Source organism: Salinimonas iocasae (assembly GCF_006228385.1).
Taxonomy (GTDB): Bacteria; Pseudomonadota; Gammaproteobacteria; order Enterobacterales; family Alteromonadaceae; genus Alteromonas; species Alteromonas iocasae.
This window is the reverse complement of the sequence record NZ_CP039852.1, coordinates 1822801-1836483: the sequence shown is the minus strand read 5'-3', so window position 1 is coordinate 1836483 and position 13683 is coordinate 1822801. Positions and strand designations below refer to the sequence as shown.

Genomic DNA, 13683 nt, shown 5'->3' with positions numbered 1-13683 from the left:
TTTTATGAAGATAGGAATCGCACTGGGAGCTGGTGCCGCCAGAGGATGGACCCATATAGGGATCATACAGGCACTTGAAAAGCTGGGTGTCAAAATAGATATCGTGGCAGGATGCTCAATTGGCGCTTATGTCGGTGCGGCCTACGCCAGCGGTAAGCTGGACGATTTGAGAACCTGGTCATGCTCTCTCACGGAATGGCAGGTTTTGTCACTAATGGGGATCGGCATCCGCCGGGGCGGGCTGGCTAGCGGTCAGAAGGTTTTTAATAAACTGCGCGATGACTTGTGCGCGCCAACTTTTGAAGAGATGGAGAAGCAGTTCGCTGTTGTTGCCACTGACTTACACTCAGGTCGTGAAGTGATGTTTACCGAAGGTCCCGCTAATCAGGCTATTCAGGCATCCTGCGCTATTCCGGCGTTGTTCAGCCCCGTCGCGTATGAAGGTCGCTGGCTGGTTGATGGCGCGGTGGTCAATCCGGTGCCGGTCAATCTGTGTCGACAGATGGGTGCTGACTTTGTCATTGCTATTAATCTTAACGCTGATTTTAAGCCGCAGCGTCTGGAAAAGCAGGAGGAAGTGCATGAAGATAATGAGCGCAAAACCGACCACTTTCTGCAAAAAAGTTCCAGTGCTATCAGACAATGGCTATCGCCTGACAAAGGCCCTAATGAGGCGACCCCACCGGGCATTTTAAGTGTTATGAGTAGTTCCCTGGAGATTTTGCAGGCCAGAGTTACCCGTTCACGATTAGCCGGCGATCCGCCTGATGTGCTTATTGAACCAAATCTTGCAGATGTTGGTCTGCTTGAGTTTCATCGTGCTGAAGAACTTTGCCAGAAAGGGGAAGAGACCGTTAACAGACTGGCCGAGCAGATCCGATATCAGCTGGTACTAGGCTGAATCTTTACTGCCGAGAGGCAATTGCAGTTACGCGTAACGGCTTCTCGGGTAATGTCAGTGATTTACCGTCTTTTAGCCAGCTTTTAGGAAGCTGCAAATATCCCGCGTTAATATTCGGGGCATCTTTTACCGGGCGACTCAGGTTTTCGTTCTCAAACTGGAATGTCAGTCCTTTAACAGAGGGCATCATGAATGAAAGGAAACTTCCCATTTCATTAAAAAAAGCCTCGTACTGCTCCACCAGCATCGCCAAATCTTCAGCGCTGTAGTGTTGTTTAAGGTATTCAGGTTTCGTTTGTAACTGCACTGACATGTCGCAAACATTCGCTGCTTCTTCAAGCTCTATATGTATCATAGCGCTAGCAAGCTTCAGGGCTTTTTCTTGTGGCAGTGTAAAACGCTGTTCGGGGGTTACAGCAACAGGCATAGTCTTTTTGTCAGTAACAATTTCAGCCTTTTGGATATCGCACAAACGCCCTTGCCCCACCCGACTAAAACCAAATGCAAATTCCAGCGCTTGTACATCATCGCTGTTGAGTTTGCGCAAATGGCTGTAAAAGCGACTGTATTCAATCTCAAGCGCTTCTGCCAGAACAGGTTGTGCAGACAGCAACAGCAATGTACCGACTACCCATTTTTTCATTCTGATTCCTGCTCGTCTATCAGGTATTCCCGGTTAAATCGAATCATAGCCTGAAGCTCTTCAACATATGCCGCACCACGCTGAGAGTAATTCATCAGCCCTTCAGCCAGCGCCATACCCGAAATTTCTTTCTGATTACGGCGTAAGCGAGCGCGAATATCTCGTAAATCGCTATAGGCATTATGTCGGTTAATATTACGCATATAGGTATAGGTAGCGCGGGAAAGATTATCAAACTTAGCCACCTCATGTGAGGCGCCACGGGTTCGCTTAGATGGTACAAAGCCACAGCCTTTTCTGAAACACCATAAGCCAAAGAAGTTATAGCCTTCCTGTGCAAAACGGCTTGTTCCCCAGGCAGACTCATTAGCAGCCTGCGCCAGCACGAGTTCAGCAGGCAGAATATCAATGCGATTGAGTAGTGTACTCAGACGCTCGGCAGTGTCTTTTTCAGGTTTGACTTTATATTCGTCCACCAGCCAGTCTATGCGTTCAACATCATCCTCATCCAGCGACTCACCACTGCTACGCTTGCGCTGCAAGGTTTGCAAATAATGACGAAGGGATAGCAGATAATCATTTTGTTTTTCTACTTCCGGGCGCAGATAGTTATAGAATGCTTCCTTGCGACTTTTCACATCATCATAAGAGGCAAAATCAGGTACTGGCTCTGATGCCTGTTCTGTTTCAGGTACGTCCAGAATATCGGGTTCACGGGTCGCCAGGATCCATGCATTAATCACGATAACCGCCAGAACCCCTATCGTTATCAGAACAATTTTAGTCGTTTCACGTTTATGCATCGAAAGTAGACTCATCCTTAGTATTGCTTACGGTTGCCGGTGCTGGCTGCGTTCCGAATAAATCACTGTACAACAATCCCAGCGTCGCATAGTAAAATGGCATAATCCAGAATAACGCCAGACCAAGTGTAAATAAGGCAATAAAGCCCAGTGCAACAAATATAACAAATAACAGTGCAAATGAAGGCAGATAACAATTTACCACTTTGCAGGAAAGAACCAGCGCACGGGTTATTGGCAACTTTTTATCCGCAATTAAAGGTAACGTAAACGATGTTGCAACCAGAAGATAAAGTCCGGGTAGCACCAGTAACCACATCCCGAGCTGGGTCAGTATACTCATCAGCAACTGAGCCAAAGCCAGCGGCAACACTGCAGGGACGTAGCGCAGCAATTCTGAAAAAGTGGCAGAGCGCCCTTCTTCAGCTTCTGCCATTAATACAGTCATAGCAGTGGTAATGGGCGTTAGTAAAAAAATCACCGCCAGATTAATCATGAACTGCTGCCCCTGACTAATCTCAGCCAGAGCATCTAACGGGTACTGAGAAACCAGGATGAAAATGAGTATTGCGCAAATCAGAAAAACGATGCCACAACCGCTAAGTAAGAGCGAATAGTGTTTTTTTACAAGATTATTAGACCGTGACAGTACATCCTTTACTGAAAAGGCATACTTACCATCCAACGCCCGTTGTATTTTGTTTTCGTTTTCAGTTGGTGAAGAATCAGACAAGCGAACCTCGGTATTTATTATTTACGGCGCTAGTATACGCTAAAACACAGGATATGTGTCAGGCCGACCAAACGAGCTTAAGGGCAAGCCCTATTAGCAAAACACCCATTGTCCGATCAAGCCAGTATCCTTTACTGCCTATCAGTTGTGCGACCTTGCTGGTACTCAACAGGTAAGACAGAAAGCAAAACCACGCGCCAGTTGCCACGGCCAGATAAATACCGTAACCAAGTTTTACACTCATCGGCGTATTCACATCGATAAACGCAGTAAACAGCGAAAGAAAAAACAGCGTTGCTTTCGGGTTCAGGCCGTTGGTTAAAAACCCTATCCAGAGTGCCTTTTTCGCAGTCATGGTCGAGGGGGCCACGGGTGACTGGGTTCCCTCAGCGACGGCTTTGGGCGGACCACTCTTTAGCGCACCGACAGCCAGATAAACCAGGTAGACCGCAGCCAGATAGCTGATAGCGGTATATAACCAGGGAGTAGTTTTTATCAGTACGCTCAGACCGACGATAGAATAAGTCACGTGGATCAATATGCCCAACCCAATACCGATACTGGTATACATCGCTGCCCGGCGACCAAAACTGACACTGTTGCGAACAACAATAGCAAAATCCGGCCCGGGACTGGCAACGGCCACAAAGTGAATCAGGGCGATAGTCAAAAATTCCTGCATTTATTTATGCTCATCCAATAAAGTCTGTATATACGCAGGTACGACTTCAGACGCCGGCCCCTGACGGTAATCATCAAATGCATCCGGTCGGGTTGGTGCTTCAGTATTCAGCTCTACCGTTCTGGCCCCGTATTGTTTTGCCACCTGTACGAAGCCTGCGGCCGGGTAGACCTGTCCTGACGTGCCTATTGCAATAAATACATCGGCGCCAGACAGAGCATTTTCAATCTCATCCATATATAAAGGCACCTCGCCAAACCATACAATATCCGGACGAAGTGTGCCTGGAAGCGAACAGCATGCGCACGGGGTCGATGCATCAAAGGCCTCAGTATAAGAATATGAGCGGCCTGTAACTGAACAGCGTGCAGACAAGAGTTCACCATGCATATGTAAAATCCGCTCGCTACCAGCCTGTTCATGCAGGTTATCTACATTTTGAGTAATAATCAGACAACGGTCACCTAATGCAGATTCCAGGCTGGCTAACGCCTTGTGCGCGGCGTTCGGGCGAACAGACGCCTGTCGTAACTGCGCCCGACGCAGGTTATAGAAGCGGTATACAAGTTCAGGATTGGCATGAAACGCTTCGGGGGTCGCCACTTCTTCTACGCGGTGCTCTTCCCACAGTCCATCGGTATCCCTGAAGGTTTTAAGGCCCGATTCGGCAGAAATACCGGCACCGGTTAATATCACAACAGAAGGCTTCATTGCCCTGTCTCCACCGGGCGGCTGAGATCAGCCCCCCACTCTGCCCAGCTACCATCATATACGCTAACGTTCCTGGCGCCGCCCAATGTCATTGCTACAGCGATGATACACGCGGTAATCCCTGAACCGCAGGTGCAGATAACAGGCTCGCTAAGATCGATTTTCTTGTTTTCAAATATTTTGCTAAGCACTTCGACAGGCTGAAATTTTCCATTGTTATCCAGCACGTCGCGATAATGTATATTGACTGAACCAGGAATATGACCGGCTCTTACGCCTTCTCGGGGATCAGGCTCACGACCAGAAAAACGCGCGGGACCCCTTGCATCAACAATCTGACCGCCCCTTGCCATAGCCTGAGAAACCGTATCAGCATCAACGAACCAGCCAGCCTCTGAGACGGCCTCAAATTGTCTGCGTGGCGGTATCACTGGTTCACAATTCGTAAAATAGCCGGAATCACGCCAGGCTGGTAAGCCGCCATCGAGAAGCCGGACGTTGTTGTGACCTGATGCCTGTAGCATCCAATAAACCCGCGCAGCACAAAACTGCCCTCTGTTGTCATATATCACGACAGGAGTTTGCATACTTATGCCCAATTTTCCGAATAAAATTGCCAGAGTTTGAGCACTGGGTAACGTATGAGGTAATGACGAATGGCGATCGCTACCTTGCTCATCCAAATCAAGGCTCACTGATCCCGGTAAATAGTCCGCAGAATCATCGGCAGAGCCATCTGCCGGATTCTGCATCTTTACCCGCACTAAGGACAGGCGTTGTTCAGAGATCAGGCTGTGCAGATCTGAAGGCTGAATAAGCACTTTATCTGAAAGATCTGTCATAGAAAGTGTTCCTCTGGCAGCGTGGTAGAAGTATTGCTTTTGCATGAATAATACGTGGCACAGCGGTAAAAATAAATCACTGTGCGATGCCGGTTTTTAAGTGTGAGATAAAAGACTGGTGATCCATATCTCATCATGTAATATATATTCATTACTGAATAATACTTATTCAGTAATACCGGAAAAAAACGCAGTGTTTGAACAGAATCAATGTAATTCTTTCAGAAACCACTGCATATAATAACAATATTATCCTTCACATTGCCTGTTAAAACAAAAGGTTAGGTAATATGCCTTTTGGTTTGTATTTTGCTACTAAGCAGTTGAGATCGATTGGACACCAGTTGTTTCCATTCAAACCAGACAAAAGAGGATAATCGGATGTCAAACCGTTTCAGTGTTGTGACCATTGTAAAAAACCGGACGCAGCAACTTGCCAACTTAATTAACAATCTTGAGCAGGCTGAACTTAAGCCGGCAGAGCTGATTGTTGTCTGGATGGCGCCGCCCTCTGATAGCTCTCTGATTCAAAGCCCGCACTTTCAGATTCATCATCGTTTTGCTACCTCTGAAGATTTGCCTATTGCTCAGGCAAGAAACAAAGGCTTCTCATCTTGTTCTTATGAAAAGATTTTTCATCTGGATGTCGATTGTTTGTGCCATCCGGCTTTCTTCTCTCATGCTATTGAACAATGGCAAGACAATACTTTGTACACAGCAACGGTCGTACAGATTAAGCAGATGCCTGAAAATGCCGACTTTAATCGGGTAAGCCAGGATAAAAAGCAACACGTTCATGGAAACAGCCAGCCTATTCCTGCAAACACAGCATTCAGGTCTTCGGTTTTCGGGATCAGCAAAGCCGACTTTAGCCGTATAGGTGGTTTTGATGAGGAATATCACGGCTTTGGTATCGGAGATATTGATTTTGCGACCCGCGCACATACAGCAGGTATGGTGCTTACTACCCTTAACTATGACGTTTATACTCAGTATCGCGCTAACTACGACTACCCTATTAATCACTTGTTAGACATCGTCACAAACGCCAATGTATTTCACAGCAAGTGGGGATATTATCCCGCGACGCACTGGCTAGCCGCCTTTGTTAAAAGTGGCTTCGTCAATAACGACTATGAAACGAAGGGGCTGTCCGTCTTACGGTTGCCCTCCAGTGAAGAAATAGTTGAAACACTTAGTGAAGATATTGTTCACGACACTCCTGCAAATTCGTCACGCATGACAGCGTAACGTGTATAATGGCCCGCATGGTTGGTGTGGGCCGTTGATCCGATAATAACCTAATCCTTTAATATATATGCACACACTTTAATATTTGCCTATGGAGTTGCCGTAGATGGCAGGTAAAAATAAAAGTACACCAGAGAAGTATCGTTTTTTTGTTAAAGACAATGTTGTTTTCGATATCCCCAGTGATGTTTACAGCCAGCGACAAGTCGATAATTGGTCGAAATCGATTCTGAAAACCGCAGAAAAGCTAGATGACTGGGTCATTCTGAGTATCCCTGATATTAGTCACACCATCACCCAGAGCGCCGCCCGTCAAATGAAACAGGATCTAGCCATTCTTAAAGATCATGGTTGTAAAGGGCTGTTAATACTTACCTCTACCGTGAATGCCAAAATTTTTGCTCATGCATTAGACGAAGAAAATGACGAAAGTGGTTTGCAAATAACCGGCTCTGAATCTATAGAATCTTTGTGTCAGGAAGCGCAGCAACTGCTTGGTTCGCCTGCCGTACTTAACTTTATCGGCGAATAATTTTTTATGAAATACCGGCATGAGATTGACGGGCTTCGTGCGCTTGCCATCATACCCGTAATTTGGCTGCATGCTGGCTTCACCGGTTTATCAGGTGGCTTTTTGGGCGTTGATGTCTTCTTCGTCATAAGCGGTTTTCTCATCACATCTATTTTGTTAAAAGAAATTGCCTCCGGCACATTTTCAATTGCTTCGTTTTACGAGCGGCGTGCCCGTCGTATCCTGCCAGCGTTATTTATTGTTGCCGCTGTCACTACGCCCCTCCTGATAGCGGTAACACAGTCTCCTGATACCCTTAAGAATTATGGTGCCAGCCTGGTAAGTGTCGCCACGTTTGTATCTAATTTTTATTTCTGGCAAACGTCAGGGTATTTTGGAACGACCTCAGAGCTAAGTCCCATGTTGCATACATGGAGTCTGGCAGTAGAAGAGCAGTTCTATATTGTTTTTCCGTTGTTAGCCTTGTGGCTGGCGCCCTTTGGAAAACGAGCCTTTGCCGGGTCGATAGCTGGCATTCTGTTACTTTCACTCATTGTGGCGCATTTTTGGCAGCAAGTAGATGCAAGTGGTAATTTTTATTTATTACCCAGCCGGGCGTGGGAATTGATGGCAGGCGCTCTGGCCAGCATGATGTTCGCCGGTGACACTATTAATAAGGTTAGCAATAGAGCTGCCAGCGCCCTGGCAGTGCTCGGTGTGGCACTGATTATCGCCAGTTATATTAGCTTTACACCTCAGACCGCGCATCCTTCTTTTTTCACCGCGGTACCGGTAACCGGCACGGTGTTAGTGTTGCTTTTTGCCCGAAATAACAACACGACAGGCAAGATGCTTAGCATGTCGCTTATGATTCAGACAGGTATTATCAGTTATAGCCTCTACCTGTGGCACCAGCCTGTATTTGCACTAATGCGGATATACAATGACGGCCATCTCGGTGTCGCAATGGCCCTGGCTGGCATCGTTCTTACTGTAGTACTTAGCCTGCTTTCTTATCGGTTCGTAGAAACGCCCTTTCGGAATCGTCAGCGTTTTATCCGGCCCCAGGTATTTAACGCATCGGCAGCTGGACTAATTCTGGCTGGAGTCACCGGCTTATTGTTTATCAATAATGTTCAGCTACGAAAATATATTGAGCCAGAGAATATGGCACGGTTCGAAACCCTTGCTGCCGCCCATGCTTCTCATACCAGTCAGCCGATGGTCGATGAGCCCTGCAAATTCTGGTCGCCCATACTCAACAATGCTTTTACAAACAAGTTTGAGCAATGTCGCAAACAACATGGTGAGGCCATTTTTATCATAGGCGGCAGCCACGGTATGGATTTGTATAATGCTATTGCCATGAACAGCCCGCATGAGTTTGTGGTAAGCGTTTCACGTGGCTTTTGCAGAGCTCATGGTTATAACGGAAATCCAAACGATCTTCCCCACTGCCAATACGAGGATTTTCGTCGTTTTGCTGACAGCTACGGTGACGCCATTAAACTTGTGCTGTATACACAAACCCCTGACCGGCTTTTTGTGAATAACGACATCCACGACAAAAATGGTAACGAAATTAATGCCCAGTACGTCAGCGACCTGGTGGATTACCTGACATCCCTCAAAACCGAGCATAAACTTCAGGTGGCGGTGATTGGCATGTTGCCACCAATAACTAAAAACCCTGTACAATGGGATTACCGTCAATCATTGGTGCAACAAGCCGCGAAATACCAGTCGCCAGTTGCCGAGCAACGGGCCAGACAATTAGATACACTACTTAAAGATAAACTGGCGCGTCATGACATCAGCTACATTTCTAAATTTGAAGGTATGCAGCTAACCTATCCGGACGATCTCATCATTGATAATACCCTTACATACTCCGACAGACGGCATTTAAGTGAATATGGTGAGAAGGTATTCGGTGCACGACTCTGGGCACACCTTAAAGCACAGGCGTTAGTAGATTAGTTGACAGAATTGATTCTAAGTCGTGAAATTTTACTTATCTTGTTGCTCTGACATAGCCGGGCTTAATATACCAAACTTTTCAATATGGGCACGTTTGTATGCGCTATCTGCTGCTTTAAACTGACGATAAGTATCCCTTAAATTTTTGTTTGTCTTTAACGTTTCCTGAATTTTGATAATCAACGTTTCCCTGAGCTGCCGCTGCTCAGCATTACCCATTTCAGCGACCGCACTGGCGCCCATGACATTTCCGCGATTAATCTCATCCTGCATGATTTCCTGATAGATACGCCACTCATAATTGTTTTTACACACTTCGTGTTTGATGTGCGAATTTCGGCGAGTCCGTCGCTTACAGGTAAAGGCAAGATCTTCATCATCAATAAGCTGATTGAATGTCTGCATGAAAGCCTTGCGCTTCTCGTTTCTTATCTCGAAGTAAAGGCTTAGTGGTTTTTGCCCGATAACCTCAATGTTTTCGACGTCATCTTCTACTTCTTGTGGTGCTACAGGAAACGATAGTGAGATTGTCGATAGGAAAAATACTGTTGTTATACGCATCACCGCTCTCTCCATTGAGCAAAGGTGCCCATCCACAGACAAAGTAATTGTAAGATTTCACAGCTAGTAAGAGATTGCAAATATAGTAGCAGGCATGCAACGGCCTCGACGTACACATACCGGAAAAGCAAATCAGATAAAAAAACTGAGAGCAGAAATTGATACTGGACAAAAACAGAAATAAAGAGAGAGATTGGTTTAAGCAATAAATGGTGCCCGGGGCCGGACTTGAACCGGCACGAACTTGCGTTCGAGGGATTTTAAATCCCTTGTGTCTACCAATTTCACCACCCGGGCATTGGGTCGGCTTTCGCCTGGTGCAGGTATGGTACCTGTGTGCTTTAACAGCGATATGGAGGCGGAACCCGGAGTCGAACCGAGATAGACGGATTTGCAATCCGCTGCATAGCCATTCTGCCATTCCGCCATATTGTTAGGATTAGCTTCGATGTAATCCTGACTTTACCAAACTTTTAAAGTTTGGAACGAGTAACTAGATGCGTAACTGGCAACCACGTTGTCGCAACTTGTCGCGATGGAGTGTATACCTAACATCTGAATCCAATCAAACATTTAAAGTTTGGAGCGGGAAACGAGATTCGAACTCGCGACCCCAACCTTGGCAAGGTTGTGCTCTACCAGCTGAGCTATTCCCGCGCTTTTTACTATTTAACACTGTTTGAGTTAGCGTGCTAGCTGCCCCGAAACAGTGGGATGCATTCTACCGCCCCCTCATCAACTGTCAATATTAAATAGCAGTAAATTCCTAGATTTATGTTTGTTTGCTAGTTTTTTATGCATATTGAACATCGAACAAACAATGTTTTAAATCAAACCTTTCCAGTCAGATGTTTGGAAGCAGCAATGGTATAGCTGCACATAGACCACAACGACAATATAGCAGCGGCATACAGCAGAATGTAACCCAGACTTACCCAGAAGATTGGAAAGCCCATAAAGGTTTCCAGCCCTGAAAGCAGTCCGATAAGTGCCAGCATCTGTGCCATTGTCTTGGCTTTGCCGATGAATGACACCTGAACCAGCTCGCGTACTCCCTGGCTACTCATCCATTCACGCAGCGCACTGACATACACTTCGCGGATCAATAGTATGATTGCCGGTATGGTAATCCAGAGTGTGGCATACGTGTGGGTAATCATGAGCAGCGCTGCAGCCACGATGAGTTTGTCAGCTACCGGATCTAAAAACGCGCCAAAGGGAGTAGATTGCTTTAACTTGCGGGCAAGATAACCATCAAACCAGTCAGTAATAGCTGCCAGCCAGAATATAAACGCACCGGCTTCATGTGCCCAGCGCCAGTCCAGGAAATACACGATGACAAAAACGGGAATAAGAACAACTCTGAATAGAGTGATAATATTGGGTACTGTCCACATAATAACTTCTCTGTTAACACCACTTTTGGCAGCGGCAAAGCCATTCAATACACAGCGCTAGCTGTGCAAATGGTCGTATATTGTCTCAGCCAGATCCCGACTAATCCCCGGAACACTCGCAATTTCTTCTTTACTTGCCTTTTTAAGGCCTTGTAAGCCCCCCATAAATTTCAGGAGTGCTTGTCTGCGTTTGGCCCCTATTCCCGGAATACCTTCTAATGTAGAGGTATTCTTAACCTTTTGTCGACGGTTTCTGTGCCCGGTAATGGCAAACCTGTGTGACTCGTCGCGAATATGTTGTATCAGGTGCAGCGCTGGCGCATGACTTTCCATTGGAATAGTCTCATGGCTGTCAGCCAGAATAAGCGTTTCCAGACCTGGCTTTCGCGTTGTGCCTTTCGCCACACCGATCAGCATCGGCCGCTTGTCATCTGGCCAGTCTTCAAAAAAGGTTTCGGCCTGTGCAAGCTGCCCTTTACCACCATCAATAAATAAAATATCAGGAATTTTGGCAACCTCACTGACCGTCTTGTATCGGCGCTTCAATGCCTGTGCCATTGCCGCGTAATCGTCACCCGGCGTGATCCCTTCAATATTATAACGGCGATAGTCTGCCTTTAACGGCCCTTCCCGATTGAACACCACACATGATGCCACAGTTTGCTGGCCCGATGTGTGACTAATATCAAAACACTCCATACGCTGAACCGGCAATTCTCGTTCAAGTGTTTCTTCTAAATCAAGATATCTGGCATGCACGGATTTTTGCTCGACATATCGTGCATCCAATGCGCTTTGTGCATTACTCTGTGCAAGTTCAAGATATCGGCGTTTTTCTTCTCGCGCGCCTCTGAATAGCTTCACGCGATGTCCCGCCTCACTGCTGAGCAGATCAGTTATCGCTTCTTCGTCACTCAAAGTAACCGGAATAACAATTTGTCGGGGGATGACTTTGTTACCTGCCAGATAAAATTGCAGAAAAAAAGCTTCAAAAACCTCATCTTCCGTTGCAGTAGGCGGCACCTTTGGATAGAAAGCCTTACTGCCCAATAGCTGTCTGTCACGGATAAACATGGATTGTATACACGCCATGTTTCCTCGAACAGCAAAGCCAAATACATCCATTTCATCCTGGGTGCCTGCCACCCACTGGCGTTCCTGTACTTTACGTAATGCACTAATCTGGTCGCGGTAACGTGCAGCGGTCTCAAAGTTTAAATCAACTGATGCCTGCTCCATCCGCTCCACCAGCGTTCCAATAACCTGCTGGTTCTTTCCCTTAAGGAACAGTCGGGCAAGATTAACCTGCTCGCTATACTCTTCATCACTGACATAGCCTTCTACGCACGGGGCGCTACAGCGTTTCATCTGGTACTGAAGACAAGGTCTGCTTCTGGCCCGGTAGTAGCTGTCTTCACACTGTCTGACCGGAAAGATTCGCTGCATCGAACGTAAAGCCTCACGCACAGACCAGGCACTGGGATACGGCCCGAAGTATTCACCTTTACGTTTTTGCGGTCCGCGATGAAAAGACAACCGGGGATGCTCGTGATCAGATAAAAAAATGAAGGGGTATGATTTGTCATCGCGCAGAACAACGTTGTACCGGGGCTTATATTTTTTTATGAAATTATTTTCAAGCAAAAATGCTTCGGTTTCGCTGTTAACCACCGTCACGTCCATATCGGCGATCTGGCTTACCAGTGAGCGGGTTTTGGCATTATCGACCTGCATCCTGAAATAGCTGGATACGCGCTTTTTCAGGTTTTTCGCCTTGCCGACATAAATGACCTCTGCCTGGTCATTATACATGCGATAGACACCCGGCTGATTAGTCAGGTGTTTTAAAAATTCAGCGGAGTCAAAGGTCGCCATTACAGCCTTAAAGCGCGTTAGGATCGATAAGTTTGTGCCGGTAGGCCAGATGAGTCAGCTCTACGTCAGTGGCCACACCCAGCTTTTCAAACATACGATACCGGTATGTATTTACCGTTTTAGCGTTGATGCAAAGCTCTTCTGCTATATCCGGTACACGCTGTCCGCGTGTCAGGCGCATAGCAATATTCAGCTCTCTGGTTGATAACGCATCAAACGGATTATTTGAATCTGCGGATAGTTTACTGATCGCAATGGTTTGCGCAATGTCTGGCGCGAGATATTTCTGGCCGGAAGCCACTTTATAGATAGCGCGAATCATTTCTTCGTGCTCAGCATCTTTGGTCAGAAAACCAAATGCCCCAATTTGCATAACCTGGGCTGGGATGGGATGCTCTTTATGCATAGACAAGCAAATAACGCGGGTATTTTCAGCCATGCGTATAATTTTACGCGTAGCCTCAAGACCACCCATGCCTGGCATATTGACGTCCATGAGGACAACATCTGGCGCATTGCGACGACAAAGCGCTACCGCGTCTTCGCCACTGCTAGCCTCTGACACCACAGAGAAGTCCTTAACATCATCTAGGATACGCCTGATGCCTGTTCTGACTAGCTCATGATCATCTACCAGAATTATTTTAATCAAGTTCTTACTCACCGACAGTCTATCTACTCTTTGATGTGAAACGGATTGCTTCACAGCGAAAGCATCATACCACGGTTCGTATTGCTGTGAAGTCCTCAGGTAGTTTCTTTAATTAACTACATAAGATATAGAGCATGTATC

At 46.6% G+C, this 13683-nt stretch carries 14 protein-coding genes and 3 tRNA genes; 4 read left to right on the top strand and 13 right to left on the bottom strand.

All coding sequences use genetic code 11. The annotated features are described in order from the left end of the window. The first annotated feature begins 4 nt into the window (after positions 1–4). The gene (gene rssA, locus FBQ74_RS08045) at positions 5–901 is read left to right on the top strand and encodes a patatin-like phospholipase RssA (protein ID WP_139756181.1); all 897 of its coding nucleotides are present in this window, start codon (positions 5–7) and stop codon (positions 899–901) included. 4 nt (positions 902–905) lie between these two features. On the opposite strand, the gene FBQ74_RS08040 is transcribed toward rssA, so the two are convergent. Genes FBQ74_RS08040 through FBQ74_RS08015 form a run of 6 tightly spaced genes read right to left on the bottom strand, consistent with a single transcriptional unit; the run spans position 906 to position 5315 of the window. After that, a complete protein-coding gene (locus FBQ74_RS08040; RefSeq protein WP_139756180.1) occupies positions 906–1544 on the bottom strand; it encodes a DUF2987 domain-containing protein in 639 nt (212 codons plus the stop codon). Beyond that, entirely contained in the window at positions 1541–2347 is an 807-nt protein-coding gene (locus FBQ74_RS08035; protein ID WP_139756179.1) for a glucosaminidase domain-containing protein, read from the bottom strand. The genes FBQ74_RS08040 and FBQ74_RS08035 overlap by 4 nt, the downstream gene beginning before the upstream one ends. Then, complete coding sequence (locus tag FBQ74_RS08030; RefSeq protein WP_139756178.1) at positions 2340–3080, bottom strand: hypothetical protein; 741 nt, start codon at positions 3078–3080, stop codon at positions 2340–2342. Before FBQ74_RS08030 ends, FBQ74_RS08035 begins: the two co-directional genes overlap by 8 nt. A gap of 58 nt (positions 3081–3138) precedes the next feature. After that, positions 3139–3762 (bottom strand): LysE family translocator, encoded by a 624-nt coding sequence (locus FBQ74_RS08025; protein ID WP_139756177.1) that lies wholly within the window; start codon positions 3760–3762, stop codon positions 3139–3141. After that, entirely contained in the window at positions 3763–4473 is a 711-nt protein-coding gene (cobB, locus tag FBQ74_RS08020; RefSeq protein ID WP_139756176.1) for a Sir2 family NAD+-dependent deacetylase, read from the bottom strand. Then, a complete protein-coding gene (locus tag FBQ74_RS08015) occupies positions 4470–5315 on the bottom strand; it encodes a sulfurtransferase (protein WP_168190640.1) in 846 nt (281 codons plus the stop codon). Before FBQ74_RS08015 ends, cobB begins: the two co-directional genes overlap by 4 nt. Positions 5316–5696: 381 nt before the next feature. Here FBQ74_RS08015 and FBQ74_RS08010 point away from each other — a divergent pair, with 381 nt between their 5' ends. The 3 genes from FBQ74_RS08010 (at position 5697) to FBQ74_RS08000 (ending at position 9057) form a co-directional block, all read left to right on the top strand. Then, the gene (locus FBQ74_RS08010; protein ID WP_139756174.1) at positions 5697–6566 is read left to right on the top strand and encodes a glycosyltransferase family 2 protein; all 870 of its coding nucleotides are present in this window, start codon (positions 5697–5699) and stop codon (positions 6564–6566) included. Between the two features lie 106 nt (positions 6567–6672). Then, on the top strand, positions 6673–7098 hold the full coding sequence (locus FBQ74_RS08005) for a hypothetical protein (RefSeq protein WP_139756173.1): 426 nt from the start codon (positions 6673–6675) through the stop codon (positions 7096–7098). A gap of 6 nt (positions 7099–7104) precedes the next feature. Further along, positions 7105–9057, top strand: a complete 1953-nt coding sequence (locus FBQ74_RS08000) for an acyltransferase family protein (protein WP_139756172.1) — start codon at positions 7105–7107, stop codon at positions 9055–9057. 30 nt (positions 9058–9087) lie between these two features. Here the strand turns inward: FBQ74_RS08000 and FBQ74_RS07995 are convergent, their stop codons facing one another. The 7 genes from FBQ74_RS07995 to uvrY all read right to left on the bottom strand — a co-directional run bounded on the left by FBQ74_RS07995 (position 9088) and on the right by uvrY (position 13542). Next, the gene (locus FBQ74_RS07995) at positions 9088–9618 is read right to left on the bottom strand and encodes a hypothetical protein (RefSeq protein WP_139756171.1); all 531 of its coding nucleotides are present in this window, start codon (positions 9616–9618) and stop codon (positions 9088–9090) included. Positions 9619–9828: 210 nt separating this feature from the next. Continuing rightward, positions 9829–9915, bottom strand: a tRNA-Leu gene (locus FBQ74_RS07990). A gap of 56 nt (positions 9916–9971) precedes the next feature. Beyond that, positions 9972–10045, bottom strand: a tRNA-Cys gene (locus tag FBQ74_RS07985). A 154-nt stretch (positions 10046–10199) separates the two neighbouring features. Next, a tRNA-Gly gene (locus tag FBQ74_RS07980) sits at positions 10200–10275 on the bottom strand. A gap of 173 nt (positions 10276–10448) precedes the next feature. Then, positions 10449–11015 carry a CDP-diacylglycerol--glycerol-3-phosphate 3-phosphatidyltransferase gene (gene pgsA, locus FBQ74_RS07975; protein ID WP_139756170.1) on the bottom strand — a complete coding sequence of 189 codons (567 nt, stop codon included), beginning with the start codon at positions 11013–11015 and terminating at the stop codon, positions 10449–10451. 57 nt (positions 11016–11072) lie between these two features. Continuing rightward, positions 11073–12890: an excinuclease ABC subunit UvrC gene (uvrC, locus tag FBQ74_RS07970; RefSeq protein ID WP_139756169.1), complete on the bottom strand. Its 1818-nt coding sequence runs from the start codon at positions 12888–12890 to the stop codon at positions 11073–11075. Between the two features lie 7 nt (positions 12891–12897). Continuing rightward, positions 12898–13542 carry a UvrY/SirA/GacA family response regulator transcription factor gene (gene uvrY / locus FBQ74_RS07965; protein WP_139756168.1) on the bottom strand — a complete coding sequence of 215 codons (645 nt, stop codon included), beginning with the start codon at positions 13540–13542 and terminating at the stop codon, positions 12898–12900. Between the last annotated feature and the right edge of the window lie 141 nt (positions 13543–13683).